Below are 19762 nucleotides of genomic sequence, written 5' to 3' on the forward strand. Positions count from 1 at the left end.
CAGGCAGCGATTTAGCGTTTTTGACGTTTGAAGACAGTTATCGCTCTGTTTTGCAGATTTCACATATGTAAACGTGCAGTTTCAGCATAAACAAACAAAAAACACTCAGACTTTCATATTAATATTTTGTTATTTTTTACTTAATAGTAAAATATTTTTAATTTTCAGAAGGATTATATAAAATAATGTCGAAATAGTATGTAACGGGACTTCTTAGGGACACTTCATTGGATACGTTAATAATCGTTTTGGCAGAGGCCGAACAGAGGAGAAATGGATGAAAGAAAATCGCGTAGATTACGAAATCAACAGCTCAACAATGGCAATCAGGTGCGCCAGACATCTGGAATACCAATCAATGATCATGGAGCCTGACAGAACCTGCTACTCCGCACACACCCCGCTCAAACTGATCAATCAGGCTTGTCTTGATAAAGGCAGCTCATACTCAGGCAGATTGGAATCTGCCAGGCACAAACTCTGTATTTACAATAAGATCCCAGTACTTGTCGATCAATTTGAAGAGATCATATTATTCCCAACCCATTCACCATCACATATTGACAACACCTGGATTTCAATTGATCACTACAAAAAAATCCTTCCCCATAGTGAAAAAGGGAAGGCGATCGTTCAATTTATTAATGGAGAAAGATTAACTGTAAATTGTTCGGTCAGTACATTTCAGAGACAATATCAGCGTGCAGCAACGATTCTTATTCATGAAATCCACCTGCCAAAAAAACGGATGAATCTTTATTTGAGGATGCCGCCTGTGAGGGATTGATGCTGAGGACTGAAGACCCGGGACTGTCCCTGGTCTTCAGCGTATTATCCCAACCGATAAGAACGTTTTGCATATCATAAACAATATTATATAATATATAAAAGAGGTGATAGCAATGAAACGTACTTTCAAAAATAGGATAAAGTCTCGAATCATGCGTCATAATAAGCAAACGTTTTTAGACCAAATTGCTGATGTGAAAATAAATACACCACTTAACCAAATGAGCAAATCTGTAATAGAACGCTCCAAGCAACTGGAGAATACTGATTATGCTGAGGAATTATTTTTCTCTAATACTAAAGCTTTGGAGAGATAAGTATACAATGAAAGCCACGCCCTTTTTCTAAAAGGAATCGTGGCTTTTTTTATTTGGATCTGTTCGATATTCTGTCAAGGTGCATTCCATACCAAATCAAAAAAGTGAACATCACCGTAGTCCCCATTTTCTCTATACACAAGTTCAAACCCTCTTTGCTTCCACTTTTCAGCAAGCTCGCTTTCACTCTTCTGCATTGCCAGTTCAGCTGCTATGCCATAGACAGCCCCTGATTCTACGAGGTTTCCTTTCAATGAGTTCCGGTCATATCTCCCTGAGATGGAACCTTCAGTTTCCCATTCATTTTGCAGCCAGTTCCAGAACTGATCATTAGATAAATTCAATTCTTCAAGCTCCAAAGCAATGAGCAGCTGGTCCACCATATGCACCTCATCAGCCTTTTCAAACTGCTCTTCCTCTATCAAATAGAATTCATCATAAAAAGTGCCCTCTGCCTGCGCAATTTTCTCATAAAGCTGCTGCATACCTTCAAGGTTCAGCCCGTCAAATTCCTCCATTCCATAGCTCAGAACTACACGGTTACTTGATTGCTGCTGTGCCCAATCGTAAAAATCAGCCACCATACCATCTTTCACCTGATTCTTATTAATCGATTGTATAAGACGATCCTTATTCGTCATATACGGCAGAACTCTCGCATCATCTATCCATGCAGTTGTCTGAGCACGTTCCTGACCTTCGATTTTCCACGCAAGAAACTGTTTATCATTCTCTTCCACAAAAAACTCTCTTTCTATGACATCCAGTTGTATCTCAACATCTTCAAGCAATTCTTGATCTGCCAGCCACTGCACATATAAGCCAGTAGATTCCAATAGAAATTGTTCGTTCTCATTCGTTCCATATGAACGGATCTTCCCTGAATCTGTCATATAATGGGTTTCCACGATATCCTGAAATGATTCGGACGACCAGAATGTTTCATCAGACTTCATCAGAATGGTCACTCCTATTGCAGCTATTAAAATGGCCAAAACAGTTAGAATCCAAATAGACTTCTTCATTAAATCGGCCTGTTTTTAAAGCGGTTTGTTTTATCCCACTTAATCGTTTCCCGCTTCACCATTCGTTTCCACACATAGATCACAGCACTCCGTCCAAGTAAAATAACAAACAGCTGGGCATACGTAAAATACATCACCAGTGCGACTGTTACTTTTAAAGGTGAGACTGTCCGATCCATCACAATTGCTCCGATCAGCTGACCTGTGTAGACAATATAACTCATAAACCACAGCATCAGGATTGGTGCAGCATATGTCGGCTCAAACAAATCGAACAGGCTACCAATGAAAAAGAGATGAGAAAATAGCAATAGAACCGCAAAGAATAAATAAACGGTTAAATGCTGAATTGAATGATGGAAAGCTTTTTTACGCCAGAACTTTGAAGACAGAAACACTTTCTCCAGTAAATATAGATTCCCGATCAGCCATCTGGTTCTCTGCTTAATAAATGTTTTGATCGTTTCCGGCTCCTGTTCCCACGTCTTTGAATCCGGTACGACCGGTAACAAATAACCCTCTGCAGTTAGACGAATCGTGAGTTCAGCATCTTCTGCCAGTGCATAAACATCATACCTTCCAAGCTGATCGATAATATCTTTACGCAGCAGCATATTGGTCCCCGCCAACGAGCCCAGCTTCAACAGCTGCCAGCGGCCTGATTGCATCAGTAGCTGAAAGACCTGAAATTCAAGTGCGATCATTTGAGTAAGCAGGTTTTTATCAGCATTCCTTGTTTTGACATATCCTACAGCCCCGGCAGCATGCTGCGTCGTTTCCGCTTTTTCAACAAGCAGCTTTACAGCATCAGGCTCGGGTTGATTATCTGCATCATAGACTAAAAAATATTCAGATTCGATAATAGATAACCCATAGTTCAGGACGCGTGATTTCCCTTTAGGCTCCCCGGGCGGAACTGAAATATAATGGATCCGACTAAATGCCTCCTGAAAGGACTTCCCAATTTCAGGTGTTCGGTCAGACGAGCCATCATCAAGCAGATAGATCTGCAATTCTCCGGGATAATCAAGCTGAGCCATTGCATGAAGTGTATCCTCAATGACAATCTCTTCATTATGAGCAGGAATTAAGACAGAGACAGATGAATACGTCTCCAGTTCAATAGTCTTTTGACTTTTGGCACGGTAATAGACGCCAGCTAATGTTAAAACAGAATAAAAAATCAGTAACGTCCAGAAAAAACTCATGATCAACAGCAGAACGATATTCAATGTTTACGCCCCCCTTTGCTGATCAAACTGCTCCATGATGTTTTTCAAACTTCCGATCTCATAGGAAGCAATGTTATACGGCAATTCGATGTAATTCACATGCTCTCTTAACTTCTCTGTCAGTCTATTAATCACAATACTTTCACCTTCTGCATTTGTTCCTTGCAGTAACACAAAGACTTCATTCTGATCAGGAGATGTCACCAGATCAAATTCCTCTCTAACCGTATGGAGACAAGTATTTACAAAATAATGCCTCAGTGAATTCCTGGCCTCCACCGGTACAGAATCCTTCACTCTAAAATATAGAAGCCGCCCTTGTTCACGTCTGCGCTTCATAGCAGTTTCAATGATCAAGCCACGTTCCATAAATTCTGGCATCGATAGAGCTTTTGTATTCAGGTCAAACTTCTCAAGTAACATGATCCGCTCCTTTAAGCTCTTATTCTCTTCTACTAAAGACTTGATGTCATGCACAATGAGCCAAAGAATAAGCAGAGAAGCAGTTAACAAAAGGTGCGCAGCAATCAGTACGTATTGCCCGCCACTAAAAATACCATTCATTTGGGCGTAAAAAGTTAAACTAAATCCATAGACTAATATAATGGACAGGACAATCAGAAAATTAATTTTTGTCCTGAAAAACATCATTATAACAAGAGACAACATAACTAGCATTACATGAATTGAAGCGTAACTTTCAGGGAGCAAAGCTTGCAAACCTAATGTCAATCCCCATAATACAAATAACAAATACAAACGTTTCTTAAACATGAACATTCCTCTTTCTTTTTGTAAAAATAAATCAGCTATCAAACTGACCTATCTATGCTGTACCCAAATAACAGGATAATAGAACTATTTATCATACACTTATTATATTAATCTCACATACATAAAATATATATTAGAATTATATATAGGTGAATGATGTTTTTGAAGAGTCGAAAGTTTAAAAAAACATATAAAAAACTGGAAACGGATTTCTTATTTCCGGGACGAAGTTTACACTCCACTAAGAGTGTGAACTCTGTTCCTCTTTGTTGGAGTGTAAACTCCATCCCCAAAAACCATACTCTGTCCCCCTATTCCGAAGTGCAAACTCCGTCCCCAAATCCCCTCTTGCAAACGCTTCAAAAATTCTGTATGATCAGTCATGTAAACGTTTACGTAATTATTGTAATAGTCAGGAGGCATGTGATTTGGCGACGATTAAGGATGTGGCACGGGCTGCAAATGTTTCAATTGCGACGGTTTCCCGCGTGTTGAATAATAAGAGCGGTTTCTCTGAAGATACGCGAAAGGCTGTTGAACAAGCAATTGAAGAGCTGGGTTATGTACCTAACGGGGTAGCCCGGGGGCTGATCAGTAAAAGAACGAATACGATTGGTCTGTTAGTGCCGGCGTTGTCAAGCATGCTTGTATCTGAGATGGTGTCAGGGATTGAACGAACTGTGCATGAACAGGGTTCAAGTCTGATTGTTTGTCACACGGAGTCAAAAGGAAAAAAAACGATGCAATACCTTCAGCTGTTGATTGCCAAGCAGGTTGACGGGATCATCTTTACAAGTGAAGTGCTGCTACAGGAGTATTACCAGATGATTGAACGTTCGGGTATTCCTTTGGTGCTATTGTCTACAGAATCATTAAACCTGCCTGTTCCATCAGTCAAAGTGAACGACCGTCTCGCGTCATTTCATGCGACAGAGTATATGATCCGTCAGGGCCATAAAAAAATCGGGATGATTAGCGGAAACCGGAACGACATGATCGCCGGTGTACCGAGAGTGGAAGGTTTCAGAATGGCTTTGAGCAGCCACCAGATTCCCTTTGAAGAAAGTATGATCGTTTCTCACAAAGGATTCAGTTACATTGATGGCGCTAAGTCTTTTCGCACATTGATGACTGATCACCCTGACATTACTGCAGTTGTTGCAGCAAGTGATGAGATGGCGCTTGGAATGATATCTGAAGGTTACAAGATGGGCATCCAAATTCCTGAACAGGTGTCCGTGATCGGGTATGATAATATCCAGATTTGTAATGTCAGTATTCCACCGCTTACAACGATTTCCCAGCCTGTTGCTAAAATGGGTGAGGTTGCTGCTAAGATGGTGCTGGATATGATTCATGGCGATGAAAAGCAGGAAAGTGTCGTATTCCCGCATGAAATTATTGAAAGACAGAGCGTAAAAAAGATGAACTGAGTATCTCCTTAATGGGAGACTTATCACTTTAGAGTAAACGTTTACTCTAGAAACAACTTAATATAACCCTTATTTTTTTATATTTTGAGTAAACGTTTACTCAAATCAATCTAGGAGGAACTTACTAATGAAAAAACATTATGGAAAGTTTTTAGTAACAGCAGGAACGGCAGCTGCCATACTTGCAGGCTGCGGCGGTGGAAATGATGATGGAAGCGTCACACTTGAGCTATTCTCAAACAAATCTGAGAGTATCGATACGTATCAGGCTTTAATTGATCAATTTGAAGAAGAAAACCCGGATATTAACGTTGAACTTGAGGCACCTCCTGAGGCGGAGACAGTCTTGCGTACACGCCTGACTAAGAATGATATGCCTGACATCCTTTCAATTGGAGGAAACGCGACGTATGGTGAGTTCGCACGTGAAGGTGTGCTTCGTGACTTATCTGATACGGACCTCCTGTCACAGGTTCAGTCATCCTATGTAGACATGCTTGGACAATTAGCTGGCCCTGATACAGAGGGAAGCTTCGGTGTCCCTTATGCAACGAATGCGAACCACGTGATTTATAACAAAGCAAAGGTTGAAGAGCTAGGGATTGAAATTCCGAAAACATGGGATGAGTTCATTGCTGCACTTGAGACGGCAAAAGAAGCCGGCGAGGTTCCACTTTATTTAACGTTACAGGAAGCCTGGACTGGTATGGCGATCTGGAATGGGGTTGCCGGAAATATCGTACCGGAAGATTTCGCTGAAATGAAAAATAATGGTGAAGCATCTTTCGTCGAGGATTATGACGAGGTTGCAGAAAAAATGCTTCAGCTGCTTGAATATGGTCATAGTGATAACTTCGGAATCGGATATGGCGACGGTAATAGTGCCTTTGCTAACGGAGAAGGCGTCTTTTATATTCAGGGTAATTGGGCAATTCCAGAAATCAGAGAAGCCAATCCTGATGTAGAGCTTGGCACGTTTGCACTTCCATCAAGTAACAACCCTGAAGAGAATAATCTTGTGTCAGGTGTCGATGTTGCGCTTGCGATCAGTGAGTCAACTGAGCATCCTGAAGAAGCGGAGAAATTCCTGTCATTTATGCTTGAGCAGGAAGTCGCTGAACAGTATATGAATGAGCAAAGTGCATTCTCTGCTGTTGAAGGTGTTTATCAGGAGGATGAAGTGTTTGATGGCATCCGTGAATACTTTGAAAATGACCGTCTGACAAGCTTCCAGGACCACTACTATCCTGCTGGTATGGGTGTTGAAAACCTTGTACTCGATATGCTGATCAACGGCAACAAGACTGAAGGACTTGAAGTCATTGATTCAGAGTGGGAAGCAGCACAAAACCGGTAAATTTTACAATGGGGGCTTGTCCCCCATTGTTCATCTGATGGCTGTTGATTTCGCTGCGGGCATGATCTGTGCGCGTGCGCGGAGCAAGGTCAGCAGTCAATCTATGTTGAGGGAGTGAAATACGTTGAAAAGAGATCATGCATTTTTACTGATGGTTATCCCTGCCTTTGTCTTATTTTTCATCTTTCATACTTATCCTGCACTCCAGGGTGTCTTTTACAGTTTCACAAACTTTAAAGGGTATGGAAATTGGGATTTTACAGGCTTTACAAATTATTTTAAAGTATTCCAGGACTCAAGAGCACTTGGGGCTTATGGATTCACATTCCAATTTGCGATTGTTTCTACGATCTTAGTCAACATTATCAGTGTACTGATCGCAATGGGATTAAATGCAAAAATCAAGTTCAGAAAAACGCTTAGAGCGACTTACTTTCTGCCATTTATCTTAAGTGTATTGATTGTGAGTTATATTTTCCAATTCATCTTCACTCATATGGTGCCGGATCTTGGTCAGGCGCTTGGCATTGAAGCACTTTCTAAAAACATTCTGGGTGATCAGGACCTTGCCTGGATCGGAATTGTCATTGTTGCCGTATGGCAGTCTGTCGCATTTAATACACTGCTGTACTTAGCAGGATTATCTACAGTGGATGAGCAGCTGTATGAAGCGGCGGATATTGACGGCGCTAAAGCATGGTCAAAATTCTGGAGAATTACATTCCCGCTGATTGCACCATTCTTTACAATCAACATGGTCGTTGCCATGAAAAACTTCCTGATGGCATTTGATCAGATTATCGCATTAACAGGCGGCGGTCCAGGACGCGCGACTGAGTCTATCTCTCTTTTAATCTATAGAGGCGGATTTGAAGCCGGTCAGTTTGCTTACCAGTCTGCAAATGCGGTTATCTATTTTATCGTGATCGTCGTTATTTCTGTTGTGCAGCTTCGAATCCTTGAAAGAAAAGAGGTGAAATAACTGATGAGTAACCGGATTAATTGGAAAGCAACCATTTTCTTAATACTCGGAACCATTTTCATCCTGTTCCCTATTTATCTCACAGTGATTATCGCCTTTAAAACACCTCAGGAAATGAGCGGCAACATACTGGCACTTCCTGAGTCGTGGGGCTTTGGTAATTTCATTGAGGCGATTGAAGTCACGAACTTCTTCAATGCCCTCGGTAACAGTGTATTCGTGACTGTACTCACAGTTATCATTGTCATTTTGACTCACTCTCTTGTCGCCTATGCAATTGCGCGTAATATGCACAAGAAGTTTTATAAGTTTCTATACTTTTATTTTATCAGTGCGATGTTCATCCCCTTCCCGATCATCATGCTTCCGCTTGTGCTTCAGACAAGCAGCTGGGGAATGGACAACCTGGTAGGTCTGGGTATTTTAAATGGGGTTATGCACCTTGCGTTTAACGTATTTATCTATGTAGGTTACGTAAAAACATTGCCTGTTGAGCTTGAAGAAGCGGCAATCATAGATGGTGCGAATACATTCCAGGTATTTTGGAAGATTATCTTCCCGATGATGAAGCCGATGCACGCAACTGTTGCGATCCTGACAGCACTTGCTGCATGGAATGACTTCATGCTTCCGCTCGTGATTTTAAGTGATTCAAGTATGTACACACTCCCTCTTGTGCAATATGCATTCCAGGGTCAGTTCAGTACAGACTATAACCTGGCCTTCGCATCCTACCTGCTTGCGATGCTGCCAATGGTGGTTCTCTATATCTTCGTTCAGAAGTGGATTATTGGCGGAGTCATGAGAGGTTCATTAAAATAAGTATATAGCCGGGGACGGTTTTTGCCGTCCCCCCTTACATAACTTTATCTAAATGGAGGAATTTATCTGATGAAAAAAACATGGTGGAAAGAAAGCGTTGTCTATCAAATCTATCCGAGAAGCTTTAATGATTCAAACGGTGACGGGATTGGAGATATCCCCGGCATCATTGAAAAGCTGGATTATCTAAAAGAATTAGGCATTGATGTCATCTGGCTCTCCCCTGTCTATCAATCACCAAATGATGATAACGGGTACGATATCTCTGATTATCAGGCGATCATGGACGACTTCGGTACAATGAGCGACTGGGAAAACCTGCTGGACGAGATTCATAAGAGAGAGATGAAGCTGATTATGGACCTTGTGGTAAACCACTCCTCTGATGAACATGCATGGTTTGCTGAATCACGCAAATCAAAAGACAATCCATATCGTGACTATTACATCTGGCGCCCGGGACACGACGGGGAAGCACCGAATAACTGGGCAGCTACATTCGGCGGATCAGCCTGGGATTATGATGAAGCTTCCGGTGAATATTACCTGCATTTATTCAGTAAAAAACAGCCGGACTTGAACTGGGAAAATCCAAAGCTTCGAAACGAAGTATATGACATGATGAAATGGTGGCTCGATAAAGGGATTGACGGCTTCAGAATGGATGTCATTAACTTTATTTCTAAAGCAGAAGGCTTGCCGGATGGACCTAATCCGCATAATAAGAAGTATGGAGACGGCAGCCAGTACTTTATGAATGGCCCGCGTATCCATGAATTTTTACACGAAATGAATAAAGAAGTCATCTCAAATTATGATGTCATGACCGTTGGAGAAATGCCTGGTGTGAATGTTGAACAGGCGATTGAATATACAGACGCTTCGCGCGATGAATTGCAGATGGTGTTCCAGTTCGAGCATATGGATCTGGATTCAGGCCCTGAAGGCAAATGGGATCTGAAGCCGCTCGACCTTCGTGACCTGAAAGAAAGCATCTCCCGCTGGCAGACAGGCCTGCACGGCACCGGCTGGAATAGTCTCTATATGAATAATCACGATCAGCCAAGAATGGTATCACGATTTGGAAACGACAAAGAATATCGCGTCACTTCAGCAAAAATGCTCGCCACATTCCTTCATATGCTGCAGGGTACGCCATATATCTATCAAGGTGAAGAAATCGGTATGACGAATATTCGGTTTGACTCTATCAAAGACTACAAAGATATTGAAACATTGAACTATTACCGTGATGCACTGAATGAAGGTAAAAGTGAAGAGGACATCATGCAGTCGATCTATACGAAAGGCCGGGACAATGCAAGAACGCCTATGCAGTGGAACGACGAAGTGAACGCCGGCTTTACATCTGGTACACCATGGATTGCGGTGAATGAAAACTATAAAGAGATTAATGCCTCTAAGGCAGTGCATGACCCGGATTCTATTTTTCACTATTATAAGAAACTGATTTCTCTGCGGAAGCAATATGAAATTATTCAATATGGTGATTACGAATTGTTGCTGCCTGATCACACGGAGATTTATGCTTATACGAGATCATATGAAGGCAAGAAGCTGCTGGTACTGACGAACTTTAGTGATCAGGAGCAGGTCTTTACGAAACCTGGTGAACTTCAGTTTGATGCGGATCAGGTGTTGGTTAGTAATGGGGTTGTAGCGTCATTGGAGACTGATGAGGTTGTATTAAGACCTTATGAGGCTGTGGTTTATCTAGGTGAATAGATTAAAAGGCTGGGATTTTGTCCCGGTCTTTTTTCATTCCTGAGCTAATGGCTGGGAGGATCCAGCTCCCCTCTTTTGAATATAGCCATTCCGGTTAAATTGTAAATGAAGAGCATCCCGATAAAGATTATTCATTTGTGAATTTCCCTTTAATTTATTTCATTGAATTTTACAATAACTACATCCCCCCTCCCTTTATTTACTATATAATGAAACAGTGAGCGTCAAAATCTCACAATCTATCTACGTTTAAAGGAGAGAGTCTATTGTTCAAAAAGGTTGGTAATAAGTTAGTTGGCGTGGCACTTGGTGCAGCAGTCGCCCTGGGATTCGTTTTAGTTCCAGCAGGTGAAACTGGTCACGCTCAGGGGGAAAACATTCATGTTCAGCTTTTAGGGGTAAACGATTTACACGGTTTTTACACGAGTACATATACTGAGATGGTTGACGGTGTAGAAACAGAAATTGGCCGTATGGATTATCTGGCTACACATATTAAAAACAGAGAAGCAGAAAATCCAAATACGCTTCTCGTTCATTCAGGTGATATGATTGGCGGAAGTCCACTGGTCTCTGCAGCATTTCAGGATGAGCCGATCGTTGAAGTGATGAATGCAATGGGCTTTGATTTTGGTACTGCAGGAAACCACGAATTTGATGAGGGGATTGCTGAATATCTTCGCATGGTGAACGGTGGCGCACATCCTGAAGGAAAAGGCAGTGAAGATTATACAGGGATGGACTTCCCGAATGTCTTAGCTAACGCAATTGATTCATCAACTGGTGAATTATTGCTGGAGCCTTATGCAGTAACTGAAATTGAAGGACAAAAGGTAGGATTTATCGGGGTCGCTACGACTGAGACACCAAGTATCGTTGTGAGACAGGGTAATGAAAATCTTGAGGTTACTGATGAAGTAGAAGCAATTAATAAGTATACAGAAGAATTAAAGGAACAAGGCGTTAAATCTATTATTGTACTTGCACATAATCCTGTAAATCAGGATGGTGAAGGCGGCGAAGGATCAGCTGATGAGATCGCGCGTAATATTGACGCTGAAGTTGATATCATTCTTGCAGGACACAATCACCGCGAAGTGAATCGTACAGTCAATGATATTTTAATTGTACAAGCTTACGAGTATGGTAAAGCATTCGTTGATGTTGATTTTGAAATCGATCCTGCAACTGGTGATATTGTTTCTAAAGAAGCAGAGGTTGTAACAAATGTGCAGGAAGGCATTGAAGCAGATCCTGAAATCACGGCTATTATTGATAAATACGAAGCTCAGGTAGAGGATGTTCGTGCGCAATATGCTGGTGATGCGCCATTTACGATTACAGGTGGTTATGGCTCACGCGGACCGATCGGTGATAACGGGCTTGGCAATTTAATTGCTGATGGTATGGCGTGGGAAATGGATGCAGACTTTGCCATGATGAATGGCGGCGGAATTAGAGAGAGCCTGTATGAAGGTGAAATCACGTACGGTGATTTATTCGATATCCAGCCTTTTGGCAATACGTTAACGAAATTCACGATTAAAGGCGAGGATCTGGTTACTGTATTAAATACGCAGCTGAGCGATGAATACGGACCGGATTTTTCAATCTCAGGTTTTACTTATACGTGGAATGGAGACTCTAACACGATTGACACAGTATACGACCTTGATGGAAATCCACTAAACCTTGATGAAGAATACACGGTTGTTGTGAATAATTATATGTACGGACGTGAAGCACACCGCATGGAAGAATTCACAATCGGTCAGCCTGAAATCGGTCCGGTTGATGTAGATGCTTCATTTGACTATATTCAATCATTTGACGGCCCGGTAGAAGCTTATGCAGAAGGAAGATATCAGGAAGTGAAGTCTATTTTCAATGATGTCCCTACAAGCCATTGGGCAAATCCTTTTGTCACTGACTTATATGCAAGCGACATTGTAAAAGGAACAACAGCAACAACATTCTCACCGGGTAATTCTCTAACGCGCGCACAATTTGCATCGATGCTCGTTCGCTCTCTTGAGTTAGAAGCTGAAGGCACATCACCATTTGAAGATACAACCGGTCTGGCAGCTGAAACGCAGGATGAGATTACTGCTGCATTTGAGAATGGTTTAATTAAGGGAACGTCCGCTACTACGTTCCAGCCAAACCAGGAGATTACACGTGGACAAATGGTCACAATGCTGAAGCGTGCATTCGAGCTTGAAACTGGCGAGCAGTTCGTCGTTTCAGATAATGACATGTTTACTGACTTAGGTAATCTGGATGAAGAAACGCGTGCTGCGGTTCAATGGGCTTCAGATTATGGCATTGTGATGGGGTATGATGAATTATTCAAGCCTTGGGCAACTGCTACAAGAGCTCAGAGTTCGAAGGTGCTTTCGATTAATAATTATTTGATTCGATAAACATATTTTAATGACAGTCTAAAAATCAGTTCTGCCTTTGGCGGAGCTGGTTTTATTTTTGGATCCCTGTCCTACACACATTTATTTTTGGATCCCTGTCCTACACACATTTATAATTATTTAATTTCATTCATAAGTATCCAAAAATAACTGAGATTTGAACACCATCACTCGCTTTTCTTATTTACCTATGCATTTGTAGTGAATAATCTGAATCGTTTTCAGGACAGGGGGACCAAAAAACTACAAAAGAAGATATGGCAGAGCTTGAGCGTGCGATGATGCACGCTTATCTTACTTACCCTTTTACTATTCTGGCATATTGCTTCATGACTAACCACTACCACCTGCTGATCCGCGCTGAGAAAGATCCTCTATCTAAAATCATGTCGATTATCAATCGACGATACAGTGATTCTTATTCAAAAAGATATAGCCATATCGGGAGAATTTATCAGAAACGGTATTTCGCCAAAGAAGTGGATGGGCCGATTGGTTTGCTGATGGTAAGCAGTTATATTCACCGCAATCCGATTGAAACGATGATTCCGATGGTTCAGGAGCTGGTTGATTATCCGTACAGCTCCTATCCACTGTACGCAGATGATACTGCCTCTGCTCCACCTTATCTGGACCGTCTATTATTGAAAGAGCTATTGCCACATGGATTTCAGAAAACTAACATTGAGTATGCCCGGTACTGTCTGGAATACCGGGCGAAAGTTGAGGAGGATCGGCATGCGCCGGATGGTGTGGTGCCGGAGATGTGAACCTTGTTTAATTAAGTATTCATGATTGGCATAATTAGTAGTGTTAGTTATAATAATACTAATAATAAATATTATTATAACTAATAAAATTGACCTTTAATCAAGCTAATGATCATAACAGGGAGATGACTACTAATGAGTGGAAACTCGACATCAAAAATCGAAAAACGTCATACAAGACGACTTAATCAAATCGGCAATAGCTTATCTGCGGTTATACCTAAAGAGATTGTAGATGAAATGCAAATGGGTAAAGGTGATGAAATTGAGATCTATTATGATCAGGAAAGAGGAGAAATTGTGATGAAAAAGGTAAATCGTTCTGTTCCGGATGGCATTCGACCTGAAGTGCTGAAATCGATGAACCGGGCAATTACAAAATATGACGAGGCACTGAGAAACTTAAGGGACAGGTAGTGAATTCAGAGGGGTGAAGAACGTTGTCTGTAACCTATTTATCTGCTAAAGAAATTTTATTTATACACTTTACAATGATGGACTTTTACGATGATAGTGAACAGGCGGGAGTGAAGAATCAGGATCGCTTTGAAGGTATGGTACAAAGGCCAAAGACAGAGCTTTTTGGTGAGGAAACATTTCCTGAAGTGATCGAAAAAGCATGCTGCTATTATCATTCACTCGCAAGAGGCGGACATATTTTTCAAAACGGCAATAAGAGAACTGCGCTGACTGTATTTGAAACTTTTTTAAATATCAATGGACTGGAGCTCACCTGGAGTAATAAGGAGGCTGAGGACTTCACTGTGTATGTAGCGAACGATGATAAATTTAAGGATAATGATTGTATTCAGTATTTAAAAGAGGAAGTTGAAGCATTTATACGGCCGTTAGAAGACTCCCTTTAACTCTACTGCTTCCTGCTTATATGCTTTGAGCGCGACATGCAGTGCAGGTTAAATAAAATATAGACTCCCTTGATCAAGCCTTTACTGATAAGGGGGAATTTATATTTCAATTGATCAAAAATATCTGTCTTTTTTAGCATTTTTTAGTAACTCCCTGTCCTCCACTCATTTATGACTATTTACTCTTATTTATAAATAACCAAAAAGCGAGTGACAGCTTATCGCCATCACTCGCTTCTCTTTACTCCTTATCCATTTGTAGTGAATAGTCCGAATTGTTTTCAGGACAGGGATCTGGTTGAGTATTCTTCATTAATCAGCTTTTTGTATTTGTCCAGCTGAGTATTAAAACCTTCAAAATAGTTACTTACATAATCCGGTTTGTTATAGATTTTTAAATACTCCTCATAATCTTTAACAGCGATCCTATTGTTGATTTGCACCAATATCGCTTCCCACTTAGCCTTTTATACTTGACTGAAAATTTTTATGAGTCATCATTCTTAAATCCGTTACCCAAGTTTATTTACTTTCACTTATAAATAACCAAAAAGCGAGCGACAGCACATAGCCATCACTCGCTTCTCGTTACTCCATATTCAGTGAAGACCCGGGACAGTCCCTGGTCTTCACTTCACTAACTTCTAATCACCCAACCCTCACCTTCTGTCTCTCCATCATCCACCCCATCAATTCTTCCCGGTCAATCAGGCGCACATGATTCGAAGCGGCCAGTTTCTTGGCTGCCTCTGTAAAATGGCTGTTCGTCACGACCCAGCATTCATCTGCTTGATAATGGGATTTTGCTGAGGCAATTTCCTGCACGGCTTTGATCCCTACATTCTTCTTATATCTTTTAGCCTGAACGATAATCTTTTTTGTTTTTGTAGCTAAGACCAGATCGGCACCGTAGTCACCACTTGCTGGGGTTAACTTTGTATAAAATCCCTTTGATTTCAACAGCACCTGCAGATACTCTTCGAATTTCCTGCCTGACATCTCATCGACTTCGAGCATACCCGATCTTTTAAGTTTTAGCTCTTTCTGCATTTTTACTATGAATGACAACGCATAGAGTCCGCCAAATACAGCTGCGAGCCCGAATAATAGAGCAGGTTCTGCAGTCAATGAAGACCAGAAAAGCTCGAGCCCCATTTTAAATCCTTCTGAAAATTCAAAGTCCATATTTGCACCTCACATTTTAGTAATATTTGAACATAGTAAAACAGTAAAAAACTACGAACCCTCCAGCCAAAACCCCTGGCTTCTATCTCTGAGACTGATCTCTCTCAATTTCTGAGCATGCATCATCTTCTGATTCAGTCTGCGGAGTGGAAGGTTGACGACCAACTTCTGGCGATTGGTAAATTCTATAATGGTTGCTGTTCTAGTGTGAAAGTGGATTGCCTGAATATGCTGCGGGAATATCCACAGATTATCAGCGTCTAAAGGTGAGTGAGTTGGCATTACTATGATCCTTTTGAACGGATTAACGATAAATGGTATATCTCCTTCTTTTCCAAGCCGGGCGGTCGTTGCAGCCATGCTCCCAAGCATAGTGGAACCTGTAAGCATACAGCAATCATTTAATAATGTGATAGGGGAATGAGATGAATACTTGATACCCTCTTTACACATCATCATTGACCGGTAAACGTTACCCTTTGCTCTTAGCAAAGCCAATGTATTTTCATCAACCATTGCTGTTACATTAACTTTTTTCTCTCCCAAAATTACATTCTCCATTCAACGGGTTCAAGAAATACTTTTATGTTTTATGTATTCAAAACGTATAGTCTGGCAATCTTCCTCACATAGAGCAGAAAATAGCTACACAGTTCTTAATAGCGATGTGTGGATACCTTATGTCTTTTTCAGATCGTCTCTTATACGCAATGCAATGACAACATGTTCTGCATTATGATTTCTTGTTAAAATCTAAACATCAGATGAGACAACTGAACCTCTCGTATAACTTGTTTCAACATTTATATTGAACCCTATTCATATTAAATCTGCTATGACCTCAATCGGCGTGTTCCGATGAAACTCACTTTTACCCGGGGTCAAATAATTCAAGTATTGAGGATGATAGGTTCTGTAAGTGTGGTGTGGTAAAGATGGATGGATACATTGAGCAAGCTTTCTTTTATCCACATCCTCTACCTGAACAAACTCGATTCCCGGGAGGTACGTTCTTAAAGCTTCATCATATACAGGACCCGTAAGAAAAATAATCATATCCGGCTGAATAATCTTTAGTTCTTCTTCAAAAACGTTAAAGGTTTCAAAGTTGATCTTCTTAATTTTGTTACTTGGCTCTCCTCTCCCACCGGCAAGACCCAGTTTATATATGTTGTTCCACACAACAGCCGTATTCAAATGATCCGGGCCACTTAATTGCGTTATCAGTTCATTCGTATAGCGCCAAAATAATGTCTGCTTTGCACGTGTTGTTTGATTATGTAGAAACTGCATATATGTCTCTTGCAACTTAGAGAGTGAATGCTGACCAAACTGCCCCTCCCAGTCATTTGTCTCTTTCCCAACAATCATGATCCGCTGATCAGCATTGATATAAGCCTCCTCATCTCTGAACTGAATTAATAAAGGATGGGTTGGTTTCTCATGGTGAGCCAATGTATTAATGCTATGCTCTAAATGATCCCAGTGTGATTCATATAAATCTTTAAGTCTGGCATTCATATTTTTCATTGTATGCTCCTAACTGCATATAAGTTTTCGTATAGCTAATGATCAATTGATTTCTTTACTGAGTATTTCTTCACCCTGTAAATATTCGACAAAAAACAGATCATAACCTCTTAAAATTTCAAAATTTTATATTTTATTTAGTTATTTTTTCATGTCCTTATCTTCTATTTGATTCTATTATTGATGACTCCCTGCTCATAAACTAACAGCGTTTCAAACGTTATTTCATTCGGCACATTTTCAAGGCGCTCTGTCAAAACTAACCCCTTTCATTAACTGGTACACATATTTCGGTGATTAAACTAAGCAATCTTTTTAGAGAGTGCTGGATTCTTTGATAATCGACTGGTAGTAGTTTAATGGATTCTCCCAGCAGGAAGAGTTGTCTGTAACTGTTCGTATAATAAATATGAATTTCTTTTCAAATGTGAAAAGCCTTCACACCTGTTTGGCATGAAAGCTTTAATAAAAATATTCAACAAAATAATACAGGTCTATAAAATTATTCATACAGATAAATCACGGTTACTGAACTAGTACTCGTCATTAAAATATTGCTATGTCGTATGAGTATAGTACTCACTCTATCGTCAAACATAAAAGTAAAAAGTACGCTCTTGAAAATCTGTTAATTTACATTAATAACAAAAAGTCGTTAGAAGTAAGAAACCGACATTTTCGATTTCCCTGTCCTACACATACTTATGACTATTTATTTTCACTCATAAATAGCCAAAAACAACTTACAGACCATTACCATTACACGCTTTTCTTTATTCCTTATTCATTTGTAGTGAATAGTCTGAATCTTGTTAAGAACAGGGAGGATTTTTATGGTAGGTACAGTAAACTAAATTAATAGCCCACTCTCCGGCATTCCGATTTCAGTTAGTCACTTCTTCAATCTCATCATCCAAAACATCAATCACTTCGATCGTATAATCTCCATACTGATCGACAACGATGTATTCTTTCAGTCTGTAATAACGCCAGATTTCATCAACATGATTATAAAAATCAAAAGATTCATTAGTGATAACTTTAAATTTGTTTTGATCAAGAACCTCTACTGTTTCTACAGAGTGATCCAAAAAATCAAAGTGGAAATATGTGTCGTCAAAGCTTGCAAGGTACTCTTGGTACTCATCCTCGATTACGCTGCCTGACTTAAAGTATGAAGATATGTAAGAATAGTCCTCATAATTCAGTGCATTTTCATAGGAGTCACGGAAGCCTCGAATGAAGCTGGCCACTTCGGTCTTTTGTTCTTCTGTCACTGTTGCTATAGCTTCAAGCTTTCTTTTTTCAGCCTGTTCTTCCAGTTCAGCTTTTTCTTCTGCTGCAAGCTGGTCCTGAATATGAGTGAACTTAAGATGTACAGGGGTGTCACTTTCAATCGTTATGGCCTCAGATTCAACTGATTCACCCTGATCGTTTTTAGTCATAGCTGATAAAACCATTGATTGATTGTAAGCAATAGGACCAAACGATGCTAGTTCACTTATTTTTTTACCTGTGGCTTCACCGTTGATATAAAGTTCTGCCTCCTTTACATCAGAAGTCAGTTCAATCATACCCGCAGTAACCGGCAGTTCCAGCTGAACGCGGTTTTCACCATTACCATTTACTAATAGTTCACCTTCTTCGGAAATATCTCCAAACTCATTTGTGAGCAGTGATTTCCATGAATAGCTTCCTGGTAAATACGTTCCTGCAGAAACCCATTCATCTTCTTTCAGTGAATAGTCAAACTTGTTTACAGTGAACTGTACATCAGAAAGTGAACTCAGAACAAACACTTCTGTAGGATGGAGCTTGAAGTTCACTTCTTCATAAATCGGCAAACCCCAAAGACCTTCCCCGGAGACGAGTGCAAGAATCTTGTTCCCTTCTCTGTCTATCAAAGGATCAGCAAAGCCGTTTGTTTCCAGAGACTCAATCTCGTTTGAAAGCTGATCGCGTATCACAGACCAGTCCTGTTGATTAATATAATCATAAAAATGATCAGCATTCATATGTTCAATGTCTTCTGTTTCAAAATGAGATAAAAATGCTTCAGGATTCCGGTTCTGAAAATCACGATCCATAGCCTTCAGTTTTTTATTCAGATCAATCTGATTGCTGATGACATAATTACCACCAATACCACTTGCGGCTAAAAGAACAAAAACACCCAAAACAGAAATTAATAGTTTGTGCCGAAACGTTTTCTTTGTTTTAGGTTGCGGTGACTGTGAAGGCTGCGTTTCTAGTTTTGGTTCCAGTGTCTGTCCGCAGTTTTGACAGAATTTTTCTCCTTGATTTGCTATATGCCCGCATGATGAACAAGTCATCTTATCCCTCCTATTTAAGAAAAAAGTAATGATACATATGTACTAATTATATACCAACAGATTATATTTTTTACATTAGTATGGTTCATCACCAAAAGTCGTGGGAACCTGTTTCTAAACAAATGCGATGAAACAGGTTTTGTTCATTGCGATACCCATAACCGCGGCGTTTCATCAG

At 40.4% G+C, this 19762-nt stretch carries 19 protein-coding genes; 11 read left to right on the forward strand and 8 right to left on the reverse strand.

What is annotated here, in order from left to right; translation table 11 throughout:
• The first annotated feature begins 277 nt into the window (after positions 1-277).
• Together KP77_RS14015 and KP77_RS14020 are read left to right on the forward strand one after the other, a co-directional pair.
• A complete protein-coding gene (locus KP77_RS14015; RefSeq protein ID WP_052474269.1) occupies positions 278-787 on the forward strand; it encodes a competence protein ComK in 510 nt (169 codons plus the stop codon).
• A 115-nt stretch (positions 788-902) separates the two neighbouring features.
• Positions 903-1106 carry a hypothetical protein gene (locus KP77_RS14020; RefSeq protein ID WP_041123333.1) on the forward strand — a complete coding sequence of 68 codons (204 nt, stop codon included), beginning with the start codon at positions 903-905 and terminating at the stop codon, positions 1104-1106.
• 74 nt (positions 1107-1180) lie between these two features.
• On the opposite strand, the gene KP77_RS14025 is transcribed toward KP77_RS14020, so the two are convergent.
• Genes KP77_RS14025 through KP77_RS14035 form a run of 3 tightly spaced genes read right to left on the reverse strand, consistent with a single transcriptional unit; the run spans position 1181 to position 4137 of the window.
• On the reverse strand, positions 1181-2131 hold the full coding sequence (locus KP77_RS14025) for a hypothetical protein (protein WP_152614742.1): 951 nt from the start codon (positions 2129-2131) through the stop codon (positions 1181-1183).
• Positions 2131-3363 carry a glycosyltransferase family 2 protein gene (locus KP77_RS14030; RefSeq protein ID WP_084218721.1) on the reverse strand — a complete coding sequence of 411 codons (1233 nt, stop codon included), beginning with the start codon at positions 3361-3363 and terminating at the stop codon, positions 2131-2133. Before KP77_RS14030 ends, KP77_RS14025 begins: the two co-directional genes overlap by 1 nt.
• Positions 3364-3366: 3 nt before the next feature.
• On the reverse strand, positions 3367-4137 hold the full coding sequence (locus KP77_RS14035; RefSeq protein WP_041123335.1) for a hypothetical protein: 771 nt from the start codon (positions 4135-4137) through the stop codon (positions 3367-3369).
• Positions 4138-4565: 428 nt separating this feature from the next.
• On the opposite strand from KP77_RS14035, the gene KP77_RS14040 reads away from it, so the two are divergent.
• The 9 genes from KP77_RS14040 to KP77_RS14080 all read left to right on the forward strand — a co-directional run bounded on the left by KP77_RS14040 (position 4566) and on the right by KP77_RS14080 (position 14536).
• Positions 4566-5570, forward strand: a complete 1005-nt coding sequence (locus KP77_RS14040) for a LacI family DNA-binding transcriptional regulator (RefSeq protein WP_041123336.1) — start codon at positions 4566-4568, stop codon at positions 5568-5570.
• Between the two features lie 127 nt (positions 5571-5697).
• Entirely contained in the window at positions 5698-6927 is a 1230-nt protein-coding gene (locus tag KP77_RS14045; RefSeq protein WP_041123337.1) for an ABC transporter substrate-binding protein, read from the forward strand.
• 151 nt (positions 6928-7078) lie between these two features.
• Positions 7079-7909 carry a carbohydrate ABC transporter permease gene (locus tag KP77_RS14050; protein WP_200889076.1) on the forward strand — a complete coding sequence of 277 codons (831 nt, stop codon included), beginning with the start codon at positions 7079-7081 and terminating at the stop codon, positions 7907-7909.
• Between the two features lie 3 nt (positions 7910-7912).
• Positions 7913-8731: a carbohydrate ABC transporter permease gene (locus KP77_RS14055; RefSeq protein ID WP_041123339.1), complete on the forward strand. Its 819-nt coding sequence runs from the start codon at positions 7913-7915 to the stop codon at positions 8729-8731.
• A gap of 69 nt (positions 8732-8800) precedes the next feature.
• Positions 8801-10477: a glycoside hydrolase family 13 protein gene (locus tag KP77_RS14060; protein WP_041123340.1), complete on the forward strand. Its 1677-nt coding sequence runs from the start codon at positions 8801-8803 to the stop codon at positions 10475-10477.
• A gap of 266 nt (positions 10478-10743) precedes the next feature.
• Positions 10744-12900 (forward strand): 5'-nucleotidase C-terminal domain-containing protein, encoded by a 2157-nt coding sequence (locus KP77_RS14065; RefSeq protein WP_041123341.1) that lies wholly within the window; start codon positions 10744-10746, stop codon positions 12898-12900.
• 257 nt (positions 12901-13157) lie between these two features.
• Positions 13158-13670: a transposase gene (locus tag KP77_RS14070; protein ID WP_052474271.1), complete on the forward strand. Its 513-nt coding sequence runs from the start codon at positions 13158-13160 to the stop codon at positions 13668-13670.
• A gap of 135 nt (positions 13671-13805) precedes the next feature.
• Positions 13806-14087: an AbrB/MazE/SpoVT family DNA-binding domain-containing protein gene (locus tag KP77_RS14075; protein WP_041123342.1), complete on the forward strand. Its 282-nt coding sequence runs from the start codon at positions 13806-13808 to the stop codon at positions 14085-14087.
• Between the two features lie 23 nt (positions 14088-14110).
• On the forward strand, positions 14111-14536 hold the full coding sequence (locus KP77_RS14080) for a type II toxin-antitoxin system death-on-curing family toxin (protein ID WP_041123343.1): 426 nt from the start codon (positions 14111-14113) through the stop codon (positions 14534-14536).
• A gap of 281 nt (positions 14537-14817) precedes the next feature.
• Here KP77_RS14080 and KP77_RS18210 read toward each other — a convergent pair whose 3' ends face one another.
• The 5 genes from KP77_RS18210 to KP77_RS14100 all read right to left on the reverse strand — a co-directional run bounded on the left by KP77_RS18210 (position 14818) and on the right by KP77_RS14100 (position 19584).
• A complete protein-coding gene (locus KP77_RS18210) occupies positions 14818-14979 on the reverse strand; it encodes a hypothetical protein (RefSeq protein ID WP_160289534.1) in 162 nt (53 codons plus the stop codon).
• Positions 14980-15184: 205 nt separating this feature from the next.
• Positions 15185-15721 carry a restriction endonuclease gene (locus tag KP77_RS14085; protein ID WP_041123344.1) on the reverse strand — a complete coding sequence of 179 codons (537 nt, stop codon included), beginning with the start codon at positions 15719-15721 and terminating at the stop codon, positions 15185-15187.
• A gap of 51 nt (positions 15722-15772) precedes the next feature.
• Positions 15773-16267 carry a competence protein ComK gene (locus KP77_RS14090; RefSeq protein ID WP_041123345.1) on the reverse strand — a complete coding sequence of 165 codons (495 nt, stop codon included), beginning with the start codon at positions 16265-16267 and terminating at the stop codon, positions 15773-15775.
• 273 nt (positions 16268-16540) lie between these two features.
• Positions 16541-17251: a hypothetical protein gene (locus tag KP77_RS14095; protein WP_041123346.1), complete on the reverse strand. Its 711-nt coding sequence runs from the start codon at positions 17249-17251 to the stop codon at positions 16541-16543.
• A gap of 884 nt (positions 17252-18135) precedes the next feature.
• Positions 18136-19584 carry a TcaA NTF2-like domain-containing protein gene (locus KP77_RS14100; protein ID WP_041123347.1) on the reverse strand — a complete coding sequence of 483 codons (1449 nt, stop codon included), beginning with the start codon at positions 19582-19584 and terminating at the stop codon, positions 18136-18138.
• Positions 19585-19762 lie beyond the last annotated feature (178 nt).

The sequence above is a fragment of the Jeotgalibacillus alimentarius genome (assembly GCF_000829445.1).
Lineage (GTDB): Bacteria > Bacillota > Bacilli > Bacillales > Jeotgalibacillaceae > Jeotgalibacillus > Jeotgalibacillus alimentarius.